21 protein-coding genes are annotated in these 23,449 nt (G+C 72.1%); 15 read left to right on the top strand and 6 right to left on the bottom strand.

Annotated elements, in window-relative coordinates:
* Positions 1 to 34 precede the first annotated feature (34 nt).
* The gene (locus A4R43_RS17850) at positions 35 to 310 is read right to left on the bottom strand and encodes an Lrp/AsnC family transcriptional regulator (RefSeq protein WP_113693366.1); all 276 of its coding nucleotides are present in this window, start codon (positions 308 to 310) and stop codon (positions 35 to 37) included.
* A gap of 50 nt (positions 311 to 360) precedes the next feature.
* Positions 361 to 2,079 (bottom strand): DEDD exonuclease domain-containing protein, encoded by a 1,719-nt coding sequence (locus A4R43_RS17845; protein ID WP_113693365.1) that lies wholly within the window; start codon positions 2,077 to 2,079, stop codon positions 361 to 363.
* Positions 2,080 to 2,187: 108 nt separating this feature from the next.
* Here A4R43_RS17845 and A4R43_RS17840 point away from each other — a divergent pair, with 108 nt between their 5' ends.
* The 5 genes from A4R43_RS17840 to A4R43_RS17820 all read left to right on the top strand — a co-directional run bounded on the left by A4R43_RS17840 (position 2,188) and on the right by A4R43_RS17820 (position 9,124).
* On the top strand, positions 2,188 to 3,561 hold the full coding sequence (locus A4R43_RS17840; protein WP_113693364.1) for an NYN domain-containing protein: 1,374 nt from the start codon (positions 2,188 to 2,190) through the stop codon (positions 3,559 to 3,561).
* 129 nt (positions 3,562 to 3,690) lie between these two features.
* A complete protein-coding gene (locus A4R43_RS17835) occupies positions 3,691 to 4,215 on the top strand; it encodes a PadR family transcriptional regulator (protein WP_113693363.1) in 525 nt (174 codons plus the stop codon).
* Complete coding sequence (locus A4R43_RS17830; RefSeq protein WP_113693362.1) at positions 4,212 to 4,892, top strand: ABC transporter ATP-binding protein; 681 nt, start codon at positions 4,212 to 4,214, stop codon at positions 4,890 to 4,892. The genes A4R43_RS17835 and A4R43_RS17830 overlap by 4 nt, the downstream gene beginning before the upstream one ends.
* Positions 4,889 to 7,207 (top strand): FtsX-like permease family protein, encoded by a 2,319-nt coding sequence (locus tag A4R43_RS17825; protein ID WP_113693361.1) that lies wholly within the window; start codon positions 4,889 to 4,891, stop codon positions 7,205 to 7,207. The genes A4R43_RS17830 and A4R43_RS17825 overlap by 4 nt, the downstream gene beginning before the upstream one ends.
* Positions 7,208 to 7,342: 135 nt before the next feature.
* Positions 7,343 to 9,124 carry a D-alanyl-D-alanine carboxypeptidase family protein gene (locus tag A4R43_RS17820; protein ID WP_113693360.1) on the top strand — a complete coding sequence of 594 codons (1,782 nt, stop codon included), beginning with the start codon at positions 7,343 to 7,345 and terminating at the stop codon, positions 9,122 to 9,124.
* A 573-nt stretch (positions 9,125 to 9,697) separates the two neighbouring features.
* On the opposite strand, the gene A4R43_RS17815 is transcribed toward A4R43_RS17820, so the two are convergent.
* The gene (locus A4R43_RS17815) at positions 9,698 to 10,312 is read right to left on the bottom strand and encodes a maleylpyruvate isomerase N-terminal domain-containing protein (protein WP_113693359.1); all 615 of its coding nucleotides are present in this window, start codon (positions 10,310 to 10,312) and stop codon (positions 9,698 to 9,700) included.
* Between the two features lie 534 nt (positions 10,313 to 10,846).
* Here A4R43_RS17815 and A4R43_RS17810 point away from each other — a divergent pair.
* Both A4R43_RS17810 and A4R43_RS17805 read left to right on the top strand, forming a co-directional pair.
* A complete protein-coding gene (locus A4R43_RS17810; protein ID WP_113693358.1) occupies positions 10,847 to 11,899 on the top strand; it encodes an NlpC/P60 family protein in 1,053 nt (350 codons plus the stop codon).
* A 77-nt stretch (positions 11,900 to 11,976) separates the two neighbouring features.
* A complete protein-coding gene (locus A4R43_RS17805) occupies positions 11,977 to 13,122 on the top strand; it encodes a glycosyltransferase family 4 protein (RefSeq protein WP_205215363.1) in 1,146 nt (381 codons plus the stop codon).
* Here A4R43_RS17805 and A4R43_RS17800 read toward each other — a convergent pair.
* The 3 genes from A4R43_RS17800 to A4R43_RS17790 all read right to left on the bottom strand — a co-directional run bounded on the left by A4R43_RS17800 (position 13,091) and on the right by A4R43_RS17790 (position 15,187).
* Positions 13,091 to 13,915, bottom strand: a complete 825-nt coding sequence (locus tag A4R43_RS17800) for a sigma-70 family RNA polymerase sigma factor (protein WP_236809229.1) — start codon at positions 13,913 to 13,915, stop codon at positions 13,091 to 13,093. The genes A4R43_RS17805 and A4R43_RS17800 overlap by 32 nt on opposite strands.
* Positions 13,916 to 14,001: 86 nt before the next feature.
* Positions 14,002 to 14,628, bottom strand: a complete 627-nt coding sequence (locus A4R43_RS17795; RefSeq protein ID WP_113697692.1) for a nucleoside/nucleotide kinase family protein — start codon at positions 14,626 to 14,628, stop codon at positions 14,002 to 14,004.
* Complete coding sequence (locus tag A4R43_RS17790; protein WP_113693356.1) at positions 14,621 to 15,187, bottom strand: TetR/AcrR family transcriptional regulator; 567 nt, start codon at positions 15,185 to 15,187, stop codon at positions 14,621 to 14,623. Before A4R43_RS17790 ends, A4R43_RS17795 begins: the two co-directional genes overlap by 8 nt.
* Before the next feature lie 72 nt (positions 15,188 to 15,259).
* Between A4R43_RS17790 and A4R43_RS17785 the strand changes: the two genes are divergently transcribed.
* The 8 genes from A4R43_RS17785 to A4R43_RS17750 all read left to right on the top strand — a co-directional run bounded on the left by A4R43_RS17785 (position 15,260) and on the right by A4R43_RS17750 (position 23,417).
* A complete protein-coding gene (locus A4R43_RS17785; RefSeq protein ID WP_236809098.1) occupies positions 15,260 to 15,730 on the top strand; it encodes an HXXEE domain-containing protein in 471 nt (156 codons plus the stop codon).
* Positions 15,731 to 15,760: 30 nt separating this feature from the next.
* Entirely contained in the window at positions 15,761 to 16,984 is a 1,224-nt protein-coding gene (locus A4R43_RS17780; RefSeq protein ID WP_113693355.1) for a cytochrome P450 family protein, read from the top strand.
* Positions 16,985 to 17,009: 25 nt separating this feature from the next.
* Positions 17,010 to 18,293, top strand: a complete 1,284-nt coding sequence (locus A4R43_RS17775) for an adenosylmethionine--8-amino-7-oxononanoate transaminase (protein ID WP_113693354.1) — start codon at positions 17,010 to 17,012, stop codon at positions 18,291 to 18,293.
* A gap of 236 nt (positions 18,294 to 18,529) precedes the next feature.
* Positions 18,530 to 20,773: a SulP family inorganic anion transporter gene (locus A4R43_RS17770; RefSeq protein WP_113693353.1), complete on the top strand. Its 2,244-nt coding sequence runs from the start codon at positions 18,530 to 18,532 to the stop codon at positions 20,771 to 20,773.
* 11 nt (positions 20,774 to 20,784) lie between these two features.
* Positions 20,785 to 21,507, top strand: coding sequence for a dethiobiotin synthase (gene bioD / locus A4R43_RS17765; protein ID WP_113697690.1), 723 nt, complete (start codon positions 20,785 to 20,787; stop codon positions 21,505 to 21,507).
* Positions 21,508 to 21,580: 73 nt separating this feature from the next.
* Complete coding sequence (gene bioB / locus A4R43_RS17760; RefSeq protein WP_113693352.1) at positions 21,581 to 22,600, top strand: biotin synthase BioB; 1,020 nt, start codon at positions 21,581 to 21,583, stop codon at positions 22,598 to 22,600.
* Complete coding sequence (gene bsaP / locus A4R43_RS44775; RefSeq protein WP_113693351.1) at positions 22,597 to 22,794, top strand: biotin synthase auxiliary protein BsaP; 198 nt, start codon at positions 22,597 to 22,599, stop codon at positions 22,792 to 22,794. The genes bioB and bsaP overlap by 4 nt, the downstream gene beginning before the upstream one ends.
* Before the next feature lie 14 nt (positions 22,795 to 22,808).
* Positions 22,809 to 23,417, top strand: coding sequence for a DUF2567 domain-containing protein (locus A4R43_RS17750; RefSeq protein ID WP_113693350.1), 609 nt, complete (start codon positions 22,809 to 22,811; stop codon positions 23,415 to 23,417).
* Positions 23,418 to 23,449 lie beyond the last annotated feature (32 nt).

Raw genomic sequence — 23,449 nt, 5'->3', positions numbered from 1 at the left:
ACCTCCGCGCCTCGGCGAAGCCGAGGCTAAAGACTCAGTCTCCGATGGCGAAGGCGGATTCGGTGTCCGCCCGTGAGTAGGAGCGGAAGGCGATGTGCGTGTCGGTGTTGTGCACGCCGGGGATCTTGCCGATCTTCGCCGGGATCAGGTCGGCCAGGTCTTCGTGCGCGCTGACCCGGACGATCGCCACCAGGTCCACCTCACCGGCGCACGAGTACACCTCGGCGACGCCGTCGATGTCCGCGATCGCCTGCGCGGTTTCGGGGATGCTGTCCGCTGCGGCGTGAATCAGCACGATCGCGGTGATCACCGGGATGCCCTCCTGGCTGCTCTGGAACGGTCTCGCCCGCGATCCTAATCTCAGTTCACCTGCTCCAGCGCCGTGGCCGTGCCCACCAGGTCCAGCCACGGCCGCCACGAACCGGCTCCGCGGGCCGGCTCGGCCCACGGCTGGGCCGTGCGCACCAGCCGCACCCCTGGACGGCACAGCCACCGCAGCAGGATGCCGACCTCCTCCCGTGACGCCCCGTGCAGCGGCCCCGGCCCCGGCCGCACGGTCTCCGCCGACGACACCAGCATCTCGACCACCGGCATCGGCGGCACCCCGCGCCGCGCCACCCCCGCCGACGCCAGGCGGCCGTATCGGATCACGGCGAACTCCCAGCCGCCCTCACCGTCGGGGTTCGCGGCGACCAGCTCCGGAATGGTGGCGAGCGAGGCCAGCCGGTGCGCGCGGTCCACCGAGCGGACCAGCAGCGCCAGCTCGTCCCGCCGCCGTGCGGCCTGCTCGAAGTGCTGCGCGTCGGACAGCAGCTCGAGCTGCCGGGCCGCCGAGCGCAGGGGTTCGCTGTCGCGCCCGGCGAACAGGTCGGCGACCGCGATGACCCCCGGCCGGTACTCGTCGGCGCTCTGGTGCCCGGCACACGGTGCCCCGCAGCGCCCCAACTCGGCCAGCACGCACGGCTTCCCGGCCGGGGCCGTCGCCGAGATGCGCTGCGTGCAGGTGCGCAGCCGGGCCGCGCCGGACAGCGTGTCGGCGGCCAGCTTCGCGTCGGCCTGGCTGCGGAACGGGCCGAGCGAGCCGTCCTTCGGCAGCCGGATCACCGACAGCCGCGGGAACGCCTCGTCGGTCAGCGTGATCCACCACGAGTTGTGCGGGTTCTTCGACCGCCGGTTGTACGCGGGCCGGTGCGCGGCGATCAGCCGCAGCTCCCTGACCTCGGCCTCCAGCGCGTGCGCGCACTCGATGCCTTCGACGCCGGTGGCCAGCGCGACCATCTCGCGGATGCGGCCCCGGCTCTCCGACCCGGTGAAGTACTGCCGCACCCGCCGCCGCAGGTTGGACGCCGTGCCCACGTAGAGCACCTCGTCACCGGGGCCGCGGAACAGGTAGACGCCGGGATTGGTGGACAGGTGCGCGGCCATCCCGCGCTTGCGGCGCTGCTGGGGAGTGACCTCCGGCAGGTAGTCGAGCAACTCCTCGAGCGACTGCACGCCGAGCGAGCCGACGCGTTCCAGCAGGCCGTGCAGCACGTCCACGGTGGCGCGGGCGTCCTGCAGCGCCCGGTGGTTCGGCACCGTGCCGGAGTTGAACAACGCGGCCAGCGCGGACAGCCGGTGGCTCGGCGTCTCACCGCGGGTGATCACCCGGCGCGCCAGCCGGACCGTGCAGACCACCGCCGGTTTCGGCACCGGGTACCCGTGGCCCTGGCAGGCGGCCCGCAGGAAGCCGACGTCGAAGGCGGCGTTGTGCGCGACCAGCACCGCGCCCGAGATGAACTCCAGGAACGCGGGCAGCACGCGGTCGATCCGGGGCGCGTCGAAGACCATCGCCTGCGTGATCCCGGTGATCGAGACGACCTGCGGCGGGATGGGCATGCCGGGATCGACCAGGGTGGCGAACTCGCCGAGCACCTCACCACCACGCACCTTGACCGCGCCGATCTCGGTGATCCCGTCCGGGCCCGGCTTGGTGCCGGTGGTTTCCAGGTCGAACACCACGAAGGTGGTGTCCCGCAGCGGGGTGCCGAGTTCGTCGAAGGCGAGCTGGGCCGGTCCTGAGCCGCGTGCCACCGTCATGAGTTGGCACCCTAGGCACCGCCACCGACAATCTTGGCTTGGTCACAACATGCCACCGCGGTGCGGACACGTCCTGCCGCGCCGTGGTGCCGGGTCTACCCTGGGCTGATGACCGCATCCGCGTCCCCCGAACCGGAGCACGCCGGCCGCGTGCCACCGGTGCCGGAGGTGCGCGCGGAGCCGGAGCACCCAGCGCGCCCGGTGAACTGGGCAGAGCTGCCGGAGGCCATCCGCGAGCGGATCGCCGAGCTGGCGGCGGCCGCGCTGGGCAAGCTCCCGGTCGCCGACATACCGCGTCAGCTGCGCCCGGTGGCGCGGTTCGCCCCGGCGAAGCGGGCCAAGCTGGGCGGCTCCGCGCTGCTCGGCACGCTCGGCGAGTCCAGCCGGTTCCGCACCGCGGTGCTGGAGTGGCTGCGCGAGCACCGCCCCGACGTGCTCGACCCGAACGCCCTCGATTCGGTCGCCGCGGCCACCGCCGCGGTGCTGCTCGGCGAGGCGAGCGCGGACTCGCGCGTGCGGCTGGTGGCGAAGAACGCGGAGGAGTCCAGCCTCCGTGCCGAGCGGGACGCGGCGCTGGCCAGGATCCAGCGGCTGGAAGCCGAGTTGGAGCGGGTCCAGGCGGAGCTGGCCGAGGCCAGGCGCGTGGCGGAGACGGCGCGGGCCGATCGTGAGGACGAGCTGGACCGGTTGCGCGGGCGCCTGCGCGAGCAGGGCGTGAAGCTGCGTCAGGCCAAGGACGCCGCCGAGGAGGCCAAGGCGGCCGCCGCCGAGGCGGGCGGGGCCAGGGCGGAGGAAGTGGCGGCGCTGACCGCCCAGCTCGAACGGGAGCGCCAGCGCGCGGCCGCCGAGCGCGCCCGTGCCGACAACGCGGTCGCGGACGCCGATGTGGCCCGCCAGTCCGCCAGGGAAGCACGCGAGGCCGACGAGGTCCGCCTGGCGTTGCTCATCGACACCATCGAGGGGGCGGCGAAGGGGCTGCGCCGGGAGCTTTCGCTCGGCCACGCCGGGCCGCTGCCCGCCGACGTGGTCCGCGGCGCCAGCACCCGCTCCGACGGCGGTGGCAAGGTCCAGGACCCGGCCGCGCTGGACAGGCTGCTCGCACTGCCCGGCGTCCACCTGATCGTCGACGGTTACAACGTCTCCAAGACCGGCTATCCCGAACTCGCGCTGGCCGACCAGCGTGACAGGCTGGCCCAGCAGCTCGGCGCGCTGTCCGCGCGAACCAGTGCCGAGATCACCGTGGTGTTCGACGGCGCGGGTGTGATCTCCGTGCCGGCCGCGGCCGCGCGCGGGGTCCGGGTGCTCTTCTCCGACAAGGGCGTGCTCGCCGACGACGTGATCCGCACGCTCGTCGCGGCCGAACCGGCGGGCAGGCCGCTGGTGGTGGCCACCTCCGACCGGGCCGTCGCCGACTCGGTCCGCGCCCGTGGCGCGCACCCGGTGCCGTCGGCCGTGTTGCTCACCCGCCTCGGCCGGGTCTGACCCTCTCTTCTCCGGCAACCCCCGTTGACCTGGTCTTTTGTTGTATACTCTCGGGGTATACCCAAGGTGTATACCTGCCGTGTATAGTCCAGCGGCACAGGCAAGCAACACCAAGGGGAAGGAGGTCGCATGTCGGTATCGCGCACATTGCTCGCCCTGCTGGAAACGGGGCCGCGACACGGCTACGACCTGAAGCGCTCGTACGACGAGCAGTTCGCCCAGGGGCGGCCGCTCGCCTACGGGCAGGTGTACTCGACGCTGTCCCGGCTGCTGCGCAACGGGCTGGTCGTCGAGGCGGGCGTCGAGCAGGGGGACGGACCGGACCGCAAGCGCTACACCATCACCGACGCCGGGGTCACCGACGTCGAGTCGTGGCTGGCGACACCGGAGAACCCGGAGCCGTACCTGCAGAACACGCTCTACACGAAGGTGGTGCTGGCGCTGCTGTCCGGGCGCAGCGCCACCGACGTGCTGGACAGCCAGCGCGCCGCGCACCTGAAGGTGATGCGGGAGCTGACCAAGCGCAAGACCGGGGGAGACCTGGCCGACCAGCTGATCTGCGACCACGCGTTGTTCCACCTGGAGGCCGACCTCCGCTGGCTGGAGCTGACCGCGGCCAGGCTGGACGCGCTCGCCGAGGCGGTGCGCCGGTGAACCAGCCACTGCTGAAAGCCCGCGACCTGCACAAGTCCTTCGGGCCCACGGCCGCGTTGCGCGGGGCCGACGTGTCGGTGCGTGCCGGTGAGGTGCTCGCCGTGATGGGGCCGTCCGGTTCCGGCAAGTCGACGCTGCTGCACTGCCTGGCCGGGATCGTCACCCCGGACTCGGGCGCGATCGAGTACCAGGGCCGCGACCTGATCGGCATGAGCGACAAGGAGCGCAGCGCGTTGCGGCGCACCGAGTTCGGCTTCGTTTTCCAGTTCGGCCAGCTCGTTCCGGAGCTGACCTGCCTGGAGAACGTGGCGCTGCCGCTGCGGCTGACCGGCACCAAGCGCGCGGCGGCCGAGGCCAAGGCCCGCCAGTGGCTCGACCGGCTCGAGGTCGGGGAGCTGGGCGGACGCCGTCCCGGTGACGTTTCGGGCGGGCAGGGACAGCGGGTCGCCGTGGCCAGGGCGCTGGTCACCGGGCCGAAAGTGATCTTCGCCGACGAGCCGACCGGCGCGCTGGACTCGCTCAACGGCGAGATGGTGATGCGCATGCTCACCGACGCGGCGCGGACCACGCAGGCCGCCGTGGTGCTGGTGACGCACGAACCGCGTGTGGCCGCGTACTCCGATCGTGAGGTCGTCGTGCGTGACGGGAAGGCGAGCGATCTGGAGCTGGTCTCGTGATCCGCGACCTGCTGCTCGGGCTCCGGCTGGCCGTCGGGGGCGGCCGGATGTCCGGGCAGGCGCTGCTGCGGCTGGTGATGACCACCATCGGCGTGGCACTGGTGGTGGCGATCCTGCTGCCGGCGGCCGCGATCGGGAACGTGGTCTCCGAGCGGGACGCGCGGGTCGCGGCGAACACCGAGATCGAGGAGCCGCGCCCGGGCGTGGACCCGCTGCTGGTCAACTACTGGTACGCCGAATTCGACGACGACTACCTGAACACCATGGTGGTCGCGCCGACCGGGCCGAATTCGCCGGTGCCGCCCGGTCTCGACCGGCTCCCGGCGCCGGGGGAGCTCTTTGTCTCCCCGGCGGTGTCCGAGCTGCTCGCCGGGCCGCGCGGTGACTCGCTGCGGGCGAGGGTGCCCGGCACGGTGGCCGGGGAGATCGGCAAGCCGGGCCTGTCCGACGCCAGCGACCTCAAGCTGTACCTCGGCAGCACCGTGGACCGGCTGAGCCAGGTGGAGGACGTCACGCGGGTCACCGGTTTCGGCGGTCCCAGCGAGGGGTTCACCCTCGACGCGGTCACCGCGCTGGTGATGGCGCCGATCGTGGTGGCGCTGTTGCTGCCGCTGCTGATCTTCGTCACCACGGCGTCGCGGATGGGGGCGGCGCAACGCGAACGACGGCTCGCCGCGCTGCGGTTGCTCGGGGTGGACGCCCGGCAGGTGCGCCGGATCGCCGCGGCCGAGTCACTGCTCGGCGCGGTCGCCGGGCTGGTGGTCGGCGGGGCGTTGTTCGCCGCGTTGCGCCCGCTGATCGGGCAGCTGGACCTGTTCGGGCTGAAGCTGTTCGCGGAGGACTTCGTGCCGTCGTGGCAGCTGACCGTGGTGATCGCGCTGCTGGTGCCGGGACTCGCGGTCGGGGCGGCGATCTTCGGCCTGCGCCGGACCATCGTCGAACCGCTGGGCGTGGTGCGGCAGAGCAAGCCGATCCGGCGCCGGATGTGGTGGCGCTGGGCCATCGCCGGGGTGGGCGCGCTGCTGATGGGCGCCACCTTCCTCGCCGAGGAGCGGGACAACTCCGATGCCGTGGGCATGGCGCTGAGCGTGGGCAGCGCGCTGCTGCTGATCGGCGTGGCGGTGCTGCTGCCGTGGGCGGTGGAGAAGGTGGTGCGCGGGATGCGCGGGGGCACGCCGGCGTTGCAGTTCGCGGTGCGGCGGCTCCAGATGGACGGCGGGACCGCGAGCCGGGTGGTGTCCGGGCTGGTGGTGGTGCTGGCCGGGACCATCCTGGTGCAGACGCTGATGGTCTCGCTCACCGCCGGGGAGGGCGAGCGCGACGACTGGCAGCCCGCCGAGGTGCAGGCGGCCGAGGTGTGGACCGACTCCACGCACGTGGACCAGGCGCGGCAGCTGCTGGCCGGGGCGGAGGGGCTGACCGGGGTGCACGAGGTGTCGCATTCGACGCTGGGCGAGCCGGGTGCGTCCGCCGGGCGAGGGGTCCCGGTCGACATCGGCGACTGCGCGGCACTGCGGACCATAGCCAACCTGCCCACGTGCACTGACGGCGACGTGTTCTTCGTCAACCTGCCGAGCGAGTCGTCACAGCCGCCGCGTGCGGTGCCGGTCGGGGAACAGCAGTTCTCCGGGTACCGGGGCGGCGAGCCGGAGCCGGGTCCGATGTGGACGGTTCCGGCGCAGGTCCGGACCGTGTCCGCCGACCAGGCGACCCGGACCGCGGCGGGCAACCTGCTGATCACCCACCGCGCGCTGGGCTCGGTGCGCCCGCCGGCGAACGCGATCACCCTCTCGGTGGCCGGGCCGGGTGGCGCCGACGCGGTGGTCGACCGGACCTCGATCGCGCTCAGCCCGCTGGCCTGGGAGGTCAGCGTGCGGGCGGTGGCCGACCCGGTGGCGATGAGCAGGCGGCTCGACGAGGGCACCGGCACGTTCCGCGCCGCAATGATGACGGCGTCCGGGTTCGTGTTGTCGGTGGCCGCGCTGAGCCTGCTGATGCTGTCCATCGAGCAGATCGTCGAGCGGCGGCGGCCGCTGGCGGCGCTGTCGGCCTCCGGGGTGCCGCTGTCCGTGCTCACGCGCGGTTCGCTGTGGCAGAACGCGATCCCGGTGGTGATCGGGGTCGGGCTGGCCATCGTCGCCGGGCTGGCGCTGACCCTGCCCACGGTGCGGTACGCCGGTCTGCCGTTCACGCTCGACGTCGGCCTGGTCGCCACCATGGCGGGCGCGGCGGTGCTGGCCGTGCTGGTCACCACCGCGCTGACCTGGCCGCTGCTGCGGCAGGTCACCCGGCTGGACGGGCTGCGCGCGGAGTAGGCGGTTCGGCGTCGGGGTGTTTCCCCGATGCCGAACCGCAACCGTTCCGAAGAGTGACCCGAGTGGCCTTCACCCGTTGATGACGGTAGGACAACAAGCGTTTGTCCGACTTGTTCGCACTGGTGGAGGTGGTGGATGCGGGCCAGATCCGGCCTGGCGCTCCCGCTGGTGTTCGCGGGCGCGCTGCTCGTGGCACCGACGGCGGGCGCCCAGAACGACGTGCCTGCCGACCCCGGCGACCTGCGGGTGGAGGCCGGGGTGGCGCCGGGCACCGGGCCAGGGGATCCGCGGCCGGGTGAGGCGTTCGCCGATCCCAAGGTCGCCGACCTCCAGCGCACGGCCGGTGAGGTGCAGCGGGAACTCGGGGACCTGGCGGGCCGGATCGAGGCGGCCGAAGCCGAGCTCGGCACCGCGACCGCGCAACTGCAGCACGCCACCGCCGAGCGGCTCGACGCCGAGGCGCAGCTGAACGCGGTGCGCGCGGAGGCCGACGAGTTCACCCGGTCGGTGTTCACCTCGTTGGGGCGCCCGGACAACGTGAGGTTGTTGTTCAGCGCCACCAACGCGAGCGATCTGCTCAACGGCAAGTCCATGGTGGACCACCTGCGTGCCGACCAGGACGCGCGGCTCAACGGTGCGCTGGAGCGGCAGCGCAAGGCGGTCGAGGCCGAGGGCGTCGCGGCCGGTGCGGAACGGACGGCGGCCGAGCGCAGGGCGGAACTGGACCGCCGCAACGGGGACGCCACCAACCGCGCGGACGCGATCAGCTCGGAACTGCGCGGCCCGATCGACGACGCCAACGCCGCCGTGGTCGAGCAGCAGCGCGCGCAGCGGGACCGGAACACGCAGACGGCGTCGAACTGGAAGGCCTACACCGATCGGCTGGCGGCGGCCGGGATCAAACCACCGCCCGCCGCGGCGCTGGCCGACCCGGCGAAGCTGCCCGCCGGGCTGCGGCCGCTGGCCGGTGTTGGAGGTCCGCAGGCCGGTGTCGCTGAGTCTACTGTGGACGGCCAGCGGATTCTGGTGCTGCCGAAGGAAACCATCGACGCGGTGAGCGCGGGCATCGGTGCGCTGGGCAAGCCGTACGTGCCGAAGGACAACGGCGAGGGGCCGGTGTCGTACTCGTGCGACGGGCTGGTGCGGTCGGTGTTCTCCGGGGCCGGGCTCCCGTTGCCGGGCACGGCGGGGGAGCAGATGGCGGTGGGCAAGCCGGTGCCGCCCGCCGACGCGCAGCCGGGGGACCTGGTGTTCGTCGGGCCCGCGAAGTACGGGGTGCAGTCGGTGGGGGTGGTGCTGGACGGGCGCACCATGCTGGCGGCGGACGCGCGGCTGGCCGGGGTGGTGGTCGCGGACATGCCCGCCGGGGACAGCGTGCTCGGCGTCGCCAGGCCCGCCTTGGGCACGCGGCCCGCGGAGCCGGTGCCGCAGCGGGCTTCGGAGGAGCTGACCTGGCGGTGCGGTGGCGTCGAACTGCCACCCGCCGCGCCGGGCGCGGACCAGGCCGCGGGCGCGTGGGGCGGATTCCCGAACGGCCTGATCCCGGCGGGGGCGCTGTGTCCGGTCGGTATCGGCGCCCACGTCCTCCGCTGCGACGCGGCGCAGACGTTCGCGGCTCTGTCGGAGGCTTTCGCCCGGACTTTCGGCAGGCCGCTGTGCCTGACGGACTCGTACCGCACGTTCGCCGGTCAGGTCGACTTGTACCGGCGGAAGCCCTCGTTGGCGGCGGTGCCGGGGACAAGCAACCACGGCTGGGGGCTTGCGGTGGACATGTGCGGTGGGGTGCAGTCGTTCGGCACCCCGGAATACGGCTGGCTGGCGGCGAACGCGCGCAACTACGGCTGGGTGAACCCGGGCTGGGCGCAACCAGGACGGGGCCGGGAAGAACCGTGGCACTGGGAATACGCGGGCCGCTGACTCCCGGCCGGTGTCACGAATGTGGCTTTCGAGACATTAAACGCCTCGAATGTGGCTTTCGTGACACGCGCCGGGCCCTCCACGACCGCCGGGCCCACCGGGATGGACACGAATGTGGCTTTGGGGGCCGATTCCGCCCCGAAAGCCACATTCGTGTCCCAAGACCGGGCCGCCGCGCGCTATGAAAGCCACATTCATAGCATTCGCTCCCGCCGCCAATCGGAAGCCGGGCGACTCGGCCAGCAACGGCCGAGAGTCCCCATCAGCAACCGGAGGCGGGGCGCCTCAGCCAGCAACCGCCGAGAGTCCCCCATCAGCAACCGGAGGCGGGGCGCCTCAGCCAGCAACCGCCGAGAGTCCCCCATCAGCAAACCGGAAGCCGGGCACCCCCAGCCACCAGCCGCCCAAACTCCCCCTTCCCCGCCCCGGTCCACAGCCAAAAACACGGCGAAGACCCGCTTGTCAAGGTACTCTCCCCAGCCTTGACAAGCGGGTCTTCGCCGTCGTCACAATAAAAAGCCGGGGCGGCCCGCCCCAAAACCCGCCCCAAAACCCGCCCCGAAAACACCCACCTCAAGAACCGCTGTACCACCGCCACGACTCCACCCGCGCCAACCCCGGCAAAGTCCCCCGCCCCGTCGCCCAAAGAAGCGTCGCCCACCGCGGCGTATCAGTGGGCGCGTCCGGGAAGAGGCGCCGCAGGACCCGATCGCACAGATCCTCCGGCGGGGTCCACGGCACCCCCAGCCCCAACGCCAGGTCGTGCGTGTGCACCAGCACCTCAACCACCCCCATCCCAGCCGTGCTCGAAGCGTCCGCGGCGCCGTGTACGTGGAAACCCCGCGCCGTCGGCGGGGCCGTGCGCACCATCGACGCCAGCAGCGCCCCGCACGACTCCAGCACCTGGAGCAGACCCGACGGCCCAGACGACCGGTCCGCGAACACCACACCGTCCGGGGCTTCCGGCCGACGGCGGATCAGCTCGAACGGCACATACCGGTCCACCGGCCCCCGCCGCAGGCCGAGTTGGGCGGCGTAGGCGAACAGGTCGTCGGCCAGGTGCTCGGCGGTTTCCCAGCAGGTCCACGTCAGCGTGCCCGCCGGGTTTTCCCACTTCTCCGCCGGTGCGTCGCCGAGCGTCGCCAGTGCGAGCCCGACCGCTGTTTCCACATCTTCCGCGGTGATCACTACCGAATGGTAGGAACACCAGGCGGCGGGCGGGCGAGCGATCGGCGCGCGGTCGCCACGGCTCGCCGGGCGGGCTTGTGATCCCGCTCACCGTCAGACGACGCGCCGAGCGGTCGATCCCATCGGGTGAGCGGTCCGCACACCGCAGAGTAGTGAACTGTTGCGCTGGTCACACCGATCGTGTCCACGCTGGTCCATCTGGTGATTCATCTCGCTACGGAGAGTTTTTGACCCTCCGATAGTGGACGCACCGGCCCCTATTTCGTAACCTGGCCGAGATCTCGTGGCCGGTAGCCGTCGCACAAGGGACGGCGACACGGGATTGCCGCCGTAGCAGCTTTGTCGGGGAGCTGAACCGGAAATACTGCGTGCTCTGCTGCCTCGCCTGGTGCGGTGGCTGGTGGGCGCGCGGTTGTCCGGCACCGGCCGGAACGGGTGCTGTGTCCGCCCATCCGGCCAGAGGACGAGGGCCCCCGACCTCGTCGTCGCAGGTGTCCCGGTGAGGCGGCCGAACGCAAAGGAGACACGCGCGACGTGCAGTCGCATCCGGTAAAGCGCGTGGTTTCAGGCGCTCTGGCAGCAACCGCCGTGATCGCGGCCGTGACGCTGGCCCAGGCTCCCGCCACCGCCACCCCCATCCTCGCCCCCCAGCAACCCCCGAGCAGCGAGTCCGAGGCGCTCAAGAAGTACCGCGAACTCGCCGAACAGGCCGAGAAGCTCAACGAGGACCACCTCAACGCCGTCGAGGACGAGAAGGCCAAGCAGGCCGAACTCGACAAGGCGAACCAGGACCTCGAAGCGGCCAAGCAGACCGAGAGCACGGCCAGCGCCGACATCGAGCGCTACCGGCTCGACGTGGACAAGTTCGCCGGCGCGTCGTTCACCAGCGGCGCCCAGCTGAACAAGATGTCCGCGCTGCTGACCGGCAACTCGGCCCAGGACTTCCTGGACCGCTCGTCCGCGCTGGACGTGCTGGCCACCGACCAGAACAACGTGCTGCAGGGTTACGCCGGCTCGCTCAAGCAGGCCGCCGACGCCCGGCAGCTGGCCGCCGACGCGCAGGGCCGGGCCCAGGCCGCGAAGGACGAGGCCTCCCGGCTCAAGTCCGACATCGAGCAGCGCAAGAAGTCGCTCGAGGACCAGAAGGACAAGCTCGAGGACGCCTACGGCAACCTCAGCGACGGCGACAAGGCCGCGCAGAAGGACACCGGCGAAGACGTCGGCCCGATCAAGGCACCCGGCGCCGCCGCCCAGACCGCGGTCGACGCGGCCATGGGCAAGCGGGGCAAGCCCTACTCGTGGGGTGCCACCGGCCCGAACTCCTTCGACTGCTCCGGCCTGACCGGCTGGGCCTACAAGCAGGCCGGGATCAGCCTCCCGCGCACCTCGAAGGCGCAGTCGACCTTCGGCAAGGCGGTCTCGCGTGACCAGCTGCAGCCGGGCGACCTGGTGTTCTACAACTCGCCGGTGTCGCACGTCGGCATCTACATCGGCGGCGGCAACATGGTCCACGCGCCGACCACCGGTGACGTGGTGAAGGTCTCGCCGCTGCAGAAGAACTACGTGGGTGCGCGCCGCGTCGCCTGACGCGCCGGAAAGCCACTGGCGAAGGCCGCCTTCCTCCCGGGGAAGGCGGCCTTCGTGCGTTTCGCTAGCCTCGCCTGGTGCGCCGAACGCTCCTGGTGACCAACGACTTCCCGCCCCGGCCGGGCGGTATCCAGTCCTATCTGCACTCGCTCGCCACGCGGGTGCCCGCGGAGGACCTGGTGGTCTACGCACCGGCGTGGCGCGGTGACGCGGAGTTCGACGCGGCGGCGCCGTTCGAGGTGGTCCGCCACCCGACCTCGCTGATGCTGCCGACCCCCGGCGTGCTGCGGCGGGCGAAGGAGATCATGCGGGCCCGCGACTGCGAGGCGGTCTGGTTCGGCGCGGCGGCGCCGCTGGCGCTGCTCGGCCACCCGCTGCGGGCGGCCGGGGCGCAGCGGGTGCTGGCCAGCACCCACGGGCACGAGGTCGGCTGGTCGATGCTGCCCGCCGCGCGGCAGGCGCTGCGGCGGATCGGTGACACCGCCGACGTGGTCACCTTCGTCAGCGAGTACACCCGCAACCGCTTCGCCGCCGCCTTCGGCCCGATGGCCGGGCTGGAGCACCTGCCGTCCGGAGTGGACCCGGAGCTGTTCCGCCCGGACCAGTCCGCGCGCGAAACCATCCGCAAGCGCTACGGGCTCGGCGACCGGCCGACCGTGGTCTGCGTGTCCAGGCTGGTGCCGCGCAAGGGCCAGGACGTGCTGATCGTGGCCATGCAGATGCTGCGCCAGCGCGTGCCGGACGCCGCGTTGCTGCTGGTCGGCGGCGGGCCGTACCGCCAGAAGCTGGCCGCGACGGTGGACGCGTTCGGCCTCGGGAACGACGTGGTGCTCACCGGCTCGGTGCCGTGGGAGGAACTGCCCGCGCACTACGCGGCGGGTGACGTGTTCGCCATGCCCGCGCGGACCCGCGGCAAGGGGCTCGACGTGGAGGGCCTCGGCATCGTCTACCTGGAGGCGTCGGCGACCGGGCTGCCGGTGGTGGCCGGGCGCTCGGGTGGCGCGCCGGAAACCGTGCTCGACGAGGTGACCGGGCACGTGGTCGACGGCAGGGACCTGATGCAGCTGGTGGACACGCTCGCGCCGCTGCTGGACGACCCGGCCCGCGCCCGCCGCATGGGCGAGGCGGGCCGCGAGTGGGTCAGCCGGAGCTGGCGCTGGGACGTGCTGGCCGACCGGCTGGCCACCATGCTCAGCGGTGACCCGATCGCGGTGGTTCGCTGAGCGCCAGCTCGAAGGTGGCCAGGCGGCGCGGGGACGCGATGACCTCGTAGCCGGTGACCAGCCCACCGTCGATGGTGAAGGTGAGCACGAGGGCCAGCCGTCCACCCGGGGCGACGACCACGCCGAGTTCGCCGTTCACCAGCGCGATTTCGGCCAGGTGCGCCCGCCGCCCGAACTGCATGATGCTTTCGGCCACGGCCCGCGCGCCTCGCACCTCGGCAGGCGCGCCCGGCGGAAGTACGGCCGGGTCGGAGCGGCGGACGGCGTCCGGGGCGAGCACGTCGAGCAGCGTGTCGAGGTCGCCGTCGCGGGCGGCGGCCAGGAACGCCTCGATCACCTTCCGCCGGGCAGCCAGTTCGCTCGCGGACGCGGTGGGATTGCTGCGCAGCCGCTGCCGCGCGCGGCTGGCGAGCTTCTTCGCGGTGGCCGGGCTGCGGTCCACGATCGGCCCGATCCGGTCGAACGGCACGGCGAACAGGTCGTGCAGCACAAAGGCGATCCGCTCGGCGGGGGCGAGCGTGTCGAGCACCACGAGCAGCGCGCGGCCCACCGAATCGGCCAGCACCGCCTCGGCCTCCGGGTCCTCGCGGGCCCAGCCGCGCTCGGGCACGTCGTCCAGCGGTTCTTCGCGGCGTGCCTGGCGTGCCCGCAGCATGTCCAGGCAGATGCGGGACACCACGGTGTGCAGCCAGCCGCCGAGGTTGCCGATCTGGTCCACGTCGTCGCCGACGCGGTTCAGCCGCAGCCAGGCCTCCTGCACCGCGTCGTCGGCTTCGGACACCGAGCCCAGCATCCGGTACGCCACCGCGCGCAGGTGCGTGCGGTGGGCTTCGAAGTCGTCCACACCTGCTTGACGAGCCGGCGGCGGAGAAGGTGACATCAGGCCCGCTCGATCAGGGCCGGGTGGCGCGGGTCGTCCATGCGGACCACCACGTCGGCGAACTCACCGGGCGCGACCTCGTCGGCGTACCGCTCGAACGCGGGCAGCGCCCAGTGCTCGGCCGCGGGCAGGTGCCTGGCCAGCGCGCCGGGGGAGAGCAGGAGGTGCACGGTGAAGTCGAACGGCAGGCCGTGCCCGAGCAGCAGTTCACCGTCGACCAGCACCACCGCACCGGGACGCAGCCGGACGCGGTCGAGCCGGGTGGCGCGGTCGCGCTCGGCGTCCCAGAGCGCGGGCAGCGCGAGACCGGAGCCGCCGGGACCGGCCGGGTCGAGCACCTCGCGGCGCAGGCCGCCGATGTCGAGCCAGTCGTCGTAACGCGCGTCCGGATCGCGCTTGCCGCGTTCGTACCGCAGTGAGGCCGCGCGCAGGAAGTCCTTTGTGGACACACGCAAGGTTTCCCTGCCGTGTGGGCGAAGCAGCTCGGCCACGGCGTCGGCGAGCGTGCCGGGTGCCGCGCCGGCACCGTCGATGGCGACCCGCGAGATCGGGCCCGCCAGGATGGCTTCGGTGAGTTCGCGGGCGAGCAGGTCCGGGGAAATCGGGCGGTAGCGGCGCTCAGGCAACGGCGGCACCTCGCAGCACCACGTCGACGATCTCGCGGACGAACGCCGGTTTCGGGGCTTCCTGCCGGATCAGCGCGCGCATCCACAGCGCGCCGCCGAGCAGGTCCATCAGCAGCCGGGGATCGGTGCCGTCGGGCAGTTCACCGCGGGCGCGGGCGCGGTCGAAGATGGGCAGTTCCTGGCTGAGCCGGTCGCCGAAGAAGGCGCCGAGCACCGTCGCCAGCTCCGGGCGGTGGAGCGCGGCACTCAGCGCGGCCGAGGCGATCGCTCCGGTCTTCGCCCCGGTGAGCAGGCGGTTCACCTGGCGCAGCAAGGATTCCAGGTCACCGCGCAACGATCCGGTGTCCGGAATGGACAGTTCGAAGATGCGGGCGTCGAGCAGGGCCGCGCCGAGCAGCGCGTCCTTCGACGGCCACCAGCGGTACAGCGTGGTCTTGTTCACCCCGGACCGCGCCGCGACGCCCTCGACGGTCAGCCCGTCGTATCCGAGTTCGGTGAGCAGCTCCAGCGTCGCGGTGAAGATCTCCTGCGCCCGCCGGGGCCCGCGTCCGTCCGGCATCGACAACCTCCTGCCTGTTGTGGTTAACATAGCAACGCAACGGTGCGTTGCGTTTCTTGGGAGGTGGGTGAAGTGGCGGAAGTGTCGAAGGCGGCCACGCTGGGCCTGTTCGGCGCGTGGCTGGTGCACGATCTGGAGGAGCTGGCCACCATGCCGAAGTGGGCGGGGGTGTCGCGTGAGCACGCCGCGGTGGCGATCGGCCTGATGGGCGGGGTGGTGGCGGCGGCAGCGGTGGCCGGTGCGCGGACCGGTGGCCGGAGCCGGTTCTACCGGACCGCGCTGGCCGCGTTCGACCTCCACGGCTGGGTGCACCTGGCTGGTTCGGCGGTGACACGCGGTTACACGCCCGGGGTGGTGACCTCGCCGCTGGTGGTGATCCCGTTCTCGCGCTGGGCACGCAAGCGCTTGCGGGCGGCGGGAATCGAGGAGGGGACCTCGTGGGCGGGGCTGGCCCTGCTGCCCGTGCTGCTCGGCGCGGTGCACGGTACGGCCGTTCTGGTGACCCGGGGCACCAAAGCCCGGTATGCGTCGTTGACCAACTGACAACGCGCTTACGGAAACTAGGGGGCGAAGATGGCGGCAGTCGTGGAACCGGTCCGGCTCGACGACGCGTTCATGCAGGACCCGCACGCGGTGGCGGAGGTGTTCCGCCGGGAGGGCCCGGCGCGCCCGGTGGTGATGCCGCGTGGCCTGCGCGGCTGGGTGGTCACCGGGTACCACGAGGCGCGGGCGCTGCTCGCCGATCCGCGGCTGAGCAAGGACGCCGGCCGGATCTCCGAGCTGTTCGAGACCCAGGTCGACCATCGCGACGGCGAGGAGAGCCCGCGCACCTTCGCCTCCGCGCTGACCGCGCACATGCTCAACTCCGACCCGCCCGAGCACACCCGCCTGCGCAAGCTGGTGAACAAGGCGTTCACGCCGAAGTCGGTGGAGCGGCTCCGGCCACGCATCGAGCAGATCACCGACGCGCTGCTCGACCAGATGGAGGCGGCCGGCGGGGAGGTCGACCTGCTGGAGACCTTCGCCTTCCCGCTGCCGATCACGGTGATCTGCGAGCTGCTCGGCGTGCCGGAGGCTGAGCGCGCCGCGTTCCGCGACTGGTCGAACACGCTGGTCTCGGCCGATCCGGCGGCACCGATCGAGCAGGCGGCCGGTGAGCTGGTGACCTACCTGCGTGAATTGATCGAGCGCAAGCGGGCCGAACCGGGGCCGGACCTGCTGTCCGACCTGGTGCAGGTCTCCGAGGACGGTGACCGCCTCGCCGAGCACGAGCTGGTGCCGATGGCGTTCCTGCTGCTGGTCGCCGGGCACGAGACCACGGTGAACCTGATCGGCAACGGCGTGCTCGCGCTGCTGCGCGACCCGGAGCAGCTGGCCGCGCTGCGGGCAGATCCCGCGCTGCTGCCCGGTGCGGTCGAGGAGTTCCTGCGCCTCGACGGGCCGGTGAACCTGGCCACGCTGCGGTTCACCGCCGAGCCGGTGCGGGTCGGGGAGGTGGAGATCGGCGCGGGCGAGTTCGTGCTGATCTCGCTGCTCGCGGCGAACCGCGACCCCGCGCGCTTCGAGGATCCGGCCAAGCTCGACGTCAAGCGCCCGGCGGGCGGGCACCTGGCCTTCGGGCACGGCATCCACTACTGCGTCGGCGCGCCGCTGGCCAGGGCGGAGGCGGAGATCGCGATCGGCCGCCTGCTCGCCCGCTTCGACGGGCTGGCGCTGGCGGGTGAGCCATCGCGGCTGCGGTGGCGGGCCAGCACCCTGATGCACGGCATGGAGCAACTCCCGGTCCGACTGGGGTAGCCGGGGCGCCCGTAGGGTGCCAGCCATGACGAGCCAGGAGGAACTGCTCGCGCTCGACGCGCGTCACGTGTGGCACCCGTACGGCCCGATGCCCGGCACCGTGCCCCCGCTGCTGGTCCGCGAGGCGGCGGGGGTGCGGCTGCGCCTGGCCGACGGCCGCGAGCTGGTGGACGGCATGTCCTCCTGGTGGGCGGCCGTGCACGGTTACCGGCACCCGGTGCTCGACGCCGCGCTGACCGCGCAGGCCGGGCGGATGAGCCACGTGATGTTCGGCGGGCTCACCCACGAACCGGCGATCTCGCTCGCCCGCACCCTGGTGGAGATCACCCCGGACGGGCTGGAGCACGTGTTCCTGTGCGACTCCGGCTCGGTCTCGATCGAGGTCGCGGTCAAGATGTGCATGCAGTACTGGCAGTCCACCGGGCAGCCGGGCAAGCGGCGGCTGCTCACCTGGCGCGGTGGCTACCACGGCGACACCTTCCAGCCGATGAGCGTGTGCGATCCCGACGGCGGCATGCACTCGCTGTGGAAGGGCACGCTCGCCGAACAGGTTTTTGTGCCCGCCCCGCCGCCGGGGTTCGGCGCCCCGCTCGACCAGTCCTATGTGGACATGCTGGCCGAGCAGGTCGCGGCGCACGCGCACGAACTGGCCGCGGTGATCGTGGAACCGGTGGTGCAGGGCGCGGGCGGAATGCGTTTCCACAATCCGGGATACGTGCGCGCGCTGCGCGAGATCACCGCGGAAAACGGGGTGCTGCTCATCCTGGACGAAATCGCCACCGGATTCGGCCGGTCCGGCGCGTTGTTCGCGGCGGACCACGCCGGGATCACGCCCGACGTGCTCTGCGTCGGCAAGGCGCTGACCGGCGGTTATCTGAGCATGGCGGCGGCATTGTGCACACCGGAAATCGCCGATGGCATTTCGCGTGGCGAACTGCCGGTGCTCGCGCACGGGCCGACCTTCATGGGCAATCCGCTCGCCAGCGCGGTGGCGAACGCCTCCATCGAAGTGCTGCTCGGCCAGGACTGGCTCGCCGAGGTCCGGCGCATCGAGGCTGGACTCCAAAGTGGACTTTCGGCGGCGGCGGAGCTGCCCGCGGTGCGCGAGGTCCGGGTGCTCGGGGCGATCGGCGTGGTGCAGCTGGACCACCCGGTCGACATGGCCACCGCGACCAGGGTGGTGACCGAGCACGGCGTGTGGGTGCGGCCGTTCCGCGACCTGATCTACACGATGCCGCCGTACGTCAGCTCCGACGAGGACGTGGAGTCGATCGCGCGCGCCATCGTGGCGGCCGCGGCGGTGGCTTGAGTGAAATTCACCCGATCATGTGACAACGCCGGTTAACTGAATGTTGCTCGGGTTAAATCCGTACGCAGCGCGACAATTTTCGGCGGTTGCCCTCCGGATAGGGTGAGACCTGGCCCACGTGAATGACCGAGATAGCGGTTCGTGTTCCCGAATACGTGACGAAGCCGCCGGGTGCAGAACATGAGGATCTCTTCACAAAGCGGACTTTTCGCGCGGACCTGTGTTTCCTGGTGATCATGAGCTTCGCCACCCTATTGCGGCGTGACGTGCCCGCTTCGCTTGTTGTCTTCCTGGTCGCCGTGCCCCTTTCGCTCGGCATCGCACTGGCTTCCGGTGCCCCGATCGTGGCCGGGCTGATCGCCGCCGTGGTGGGCGGGGTGATCGCCGGTCTGTTCGGCGGTTCGGCGCTCCAGGTCAGCGGCCCGGCCGCCGGGCTGACCGTGGTGGTCGCCGAAACCATCTCCCGGTTCGGCTGGGCGGCCACCTGCGCCATCGTGGTCGCCGCCGGCGCGCTGCAGGTCCTGCTCGGGCTGAGCCGGATCGCGCGGGCCGCGCTGGCCATCTCGCCCGCCATCGTGCACGGCATGCTCGGCGGCATCGGGCTGACCATCGTGCTCGGCCAGTTGCACGTGGTGCTCGGCGGTTCCGCGCAGAGCTCCGCGCTGGACAACCTGCTCGCCCTGCCCGGCCAGCTGATCGGCAGCCACGACACGGCCGCCTTCATCGGCGTGCTGACCATCGGCATCCTGCTGCTGTGGCCGCGCCTGCCGCAGTCCGTGCGCAAGGTGCCGGGCCCGCTGGCCGCGATCACCTTCACCACCGTGCTCGCGCTGGTCGCGGGCATGCAACTGCCCCGCATCGAGCTGCCGGGCAACCTGCTGGAGATCTCCTTCGCGCCGCGGCTGCCCGGGGGCGGCTGGTTCGACATCGGCATCGCGGTGCTCACCATCGCGCTGGTCGCCAGCGTGGAAAGCCTGCTCTCGGCCATCGCGGTGGACAAGCTGCACACCGGCCCGCGCACCAACCTCAACCGCGAACTGGTCGGGCAGGGCATGGCCAACATGGCCTCCGGCGCGATCGGCGGCCTCCCGGTCACCGGCGTGATCGTGCGCAGTTCCACCAACGTCGCCGCCGGGGCCCGCACGCGTGCTTCCGCGGTCATGCACGGGATCTGGGTGCTGTTGTTCAGCGTGCTGCTGGCCGGGCTGCTGGAGAGCATCCCGCTGGCCGCGCTCGCCGGGCTGCTCGTGCACGTCGGCGCGAAGCTGCTGCACGTCGGCCACATCCGCGACGTCCACCGCCACGGGGACCTGCCGCTGTACCTGGTCACCCTGCTCGGCGTGGTTTTTGTCGACATGCTCTCCGGCGTGCTGCTGGGCATCGCCACCTCGCTGGTGCTGATGCTGCTGCGCACCCGGTCGAAGATCCACGCCGAGTCCGACGGCGACCGCTGGCGCGTGGTGGTCGACGGCGCGCTGACCTTCCTGTCCATCCCCAAGCTGTCCAAGGTGCTCGCCAACATCCCCGAACGCGCCGACGTCACCCTGGAACTGGTGGTGGACTACCTCGACCACGCCGCCTTCGAGAACCTGTCCAGCTGGCAGCAGGCGCACGAGCGGACCGGCGGCACCGTGGTGGTCGACGAGATCGGGCACCCGTACTACGAGCGCGGCAAGTCGGGCGCGCCGACGGTGAGCAGGCTGGCCGCCGCGCCGGTGCTGCCGCGCTGGCTGGCGTCGTGGTCGGACTGGCAGGCCAAGGCGGGCCCGCGCCTGCCCGACCAGCGCACCGCGCCGCCGTCCACCGCGCAGCTGGCGCTGGGCACCTCGGAGTTCCAGCGCCGGACCGCGCCGCTGGTGCAGGGCACGCTGAGCGGGCTGGCCGACGGGCAGAACCCGCACACCCTGTTCATCACCTGCGCCGACTCGCGGATCGTGCCGAACCTGATCACCACCAGCGGCCCCGGTGACCTGTTCGCGGTGCGGAACATCGGCAACCTGGTCCCGGCCGACAGTGGCGTCACCGGGGTCACGGGAGACACCGGCCCGCCTCTGGACTCGTCGGTCGGCGCCTCGATCGAGTACGCCGTCGGTGTGCTCCGGGTTCCGGAGGTGGTTGTCTGCGGCCATTCCGGCTGCGGTGCGATGAAGCTGATGCTGGACCGGACCCCGGAACTGCCCGCGGTTCGCGAATGGCTCCGCCACGCCGAGCCGAGCCTGCGCCGGTACGAGCTGAACCCGCCGGTGTCGCTCGACGGCGAACCCCCGGCCGCCGAGGGCGACCGGCTCGCCCTGCACAACATCCTCCAGCAGCTGCGGCACCTGCGGCGCTACCCGGTGGTCGCCGAGGCCGAAGCACGCGGTGAGCTGCACCTGACCGGGATGTACTTCGACGTGGGCGCGGCGCAGGTCTACCTCTTCGACCCGGAGTCGGGCGCCTTCGAGCCCGCCGGGGAACGGGCGGCTTGCACACGGGACTAGGGTCGATGGCCGTGACTGTGCTGGTGATCTCGGGTACCGGAACCGGAGTCGGCAAGACCGTGGTCACGGCGGCGATCGCCGCGCTGGCCAAGGCGGACGGCAGGCGGGTCGCCGTGCTCAAGCCCGCGCAGACCGGGGTGGCCGACGGCGAGCCCGGCGATCTGGCCGACGTCCGGCGCCTGGCCGGTGACGTCACCACGCGCGAGCTGCGGCGCTACCCCGATCCGCTGTCCCCCGAAGCCGCCGCGCGGCGCAGCGGCATCGCGCCGGTGACCCCGGCCGAGGCCGCGAACGCCGCCGGCGAGCTGGACCAGTCCCACGACCTGGTGCTGGTCGAAGGCGCCGGTGGGCTGCTGGTGCGGTTCGATCCGGGTGGCGGCACGCTGGCCGACGTCGCGTGGTCGCTCGGCTCGCTGGTGCTGGTGGTCGCCGAGGCGGGCCTCGGCACGCTGAACGCGACCGCGCTGACCGCCGAGGTGGCCACCCGGCGCGGGCTCAACGTGGCGGGCGTGCTGATCGGCGCCTGGCCGCCGGAACCGGACCTCGCCGCCCGGTCGAACCTCGAGGACCTGCCGGTCGCGGCGGGCGCGCCCCTGCTCGGGGCGTTGTCCGCCGGGATCGGCCAGGCCGGGCCGGAGGAGTTCCTCGCCGAGGCCAGGCGCGGCCTTTCGCCGTGGTTCGGCGGTGAGTTCGACCCCGAGTGCTTCGCGAAGGGTGAATCCGCCCAGAAGTGACTTGGGTCGCTTCTTCGCGGCGGGGTGTTCGGGCACACTGTGCCGGACGCTGCCCGGACCAGAAGGAGAACCCGTGACCTCAGCACCCGAACGCGCGACCGACGTCCTCGCCACGGCGCGGGAGCAGGTTCTCGAGCGGGGCGAGGGGCTGGCCGAGGCGCAGGTGCTCGAGGTGCTGCGCCTGCCCGACGAGCGGCTGTCGGACCTGCTCGCGCTCGCGCACGAGGTGCGCATGCGCTGGTGCGGGCCCGAGGTGGAGGTCGAGGGCATCATCAGCCTGAAGACCGGCGGCTGCCCGGAGGACTGCCACTTCTGCTCGCAGTCCGGCCGGTTCCCGACCCCGGTGCGCTCGGCGTGGCTGGACATCCCCGGCCTGGTCAAGGCCGCCCGCCAGACCAAGGAGACCGGCGCCACCGAGTTCTGCATCGTGGCCGCCGTTCGTGGCCCCGACAAGCGCCTGCTGTCCCAGGTCCGCGAGGGGATCAAGGCCATCCGCGAGGACGGCAACGACATCCAGATCGCCTGCTCGCTCGGCATGCTCACGCAGGAGCAGGTGGACGAGCTGGTCGAGATGGGCGTGCACCGCTACAACCACAACCTGGAGACCGCGCGCTCGCACTTCCCCCAGGTGGTCACCACGCACACCTGGGAGGAGCGCTGGGAGACGCTGCTGATGATCCGCGAGGCGGGCATGGAGGTCTGCTGCGGCGGCATCATCGGCATGGGGGAGACCGTCGAGCAGCGCGCCGAGTTCGCCGCGCAGCTGGCCGAGCTGGGCCCGGACGAGTGCACGATGAACTTCCTGATCCCGCAGCCCGGCACCCCGTACGAGCACTACGAGGTGGTCGAGGGCAAGGACGCGCTGCGGACGGTCGCCGCGTTCCGGCTGGCCATGCCGCGGGCGCTGCTGCGGTTCTCCGGCGGCCGTGAGCTGACCTTCGGCGACCTCGGCACCAAGCAGGGCATGCTGGGCGGGATCAACGCGATCATCGTCGGCAACTACCTGACCAATCTCGGCCGCCCGGCCGCCCGCGACCTGGACATGCTCACCGAGCTGAAGATGCCGGTGAAGGCGCTGAGCGACACGTTGTGAACCCACCGGAATACTGCGTCCACTGTGGACTCGGCCTGGCCGCGGACCACGGAGATCATCGCGCCTGCGACAACCCGCGCACCGCGCTGGAGCCACCGCGGTTCTGCGCGTACTGCGCGCGGCGGATGGTGGTGCAGGTGACCCCGGTCGGCTGGACGGCGCGCTGCAGCAGGCACGGCGAACTCACCGGTTAAGCTTTCCCTCTCGTATGTCAGGAGGTACACCGGTGGCAGAGCCTTCGGTCGGGATGCGCCCGCCCGCCGAACCCGCGCACCACTTCTTCGCCATCCCGCGTGAGCGGCCGAAGGTGGTGGTGGCCGCGGACATCCTGCCCGCGGTGACCGTGCTGTCGATGGTGATGCTCACCGGCATCCCGCTGGCCGCGCTGTGGGCGCTGCTGGCGCCGCCGCAGCGGGTGCGCGTGGTCTCCGCGGCCGAGGAGCCGATCCCGCTGCAGCTGGAGAGCTGGCACCGGTTCGACGACCTCGCCGTGTTCGCGCTGCTGGCTTTCGGCTTCGGCATCGTGGTCGGCGTGGTGATCTGGCTGCTGCGCGAGCGCCGCGGCCCGGTGGTGCTGCTGGCCGCGGTCGGCGGCTCGGTGCTGGCCTGGTGGCTGGCCTCGATGCTCGGGCCGGGCACGTTCGCCGGGATGATCTACGAGGTGAGCGCCGCGCCACGGGTGGGTGACGTGCTGGAAACCGCGCCGGTGCTGGAGTCGGCCTGGGTGCTGCTGGCGCAGCCGCTGGCGGTGGCCGCCACCTACGGCCTGCTGGCCGGCTGGAACGGCCGGGACGACCTGGGTCGCCGGCTCGGCTGAATTCGCCTGATCGGCAGCGCGGTCCGCGTGGT

Origin of the sequence: Amycolatopsis albispora, assembly GCF_003312875.1 — a bacterium.
Taxonomy (GTDB): Bacteria; Actinomycetota; Actinomycetes; order Mycobacteriales; family Pseudonocardiaceae; genus Amycolatopsis; species Amycolatopsis albispora.
Note: the sequence above shows the minus strand (reverse complement) of the source record. Positions and strands in the feature narration are given on the sequence as shown.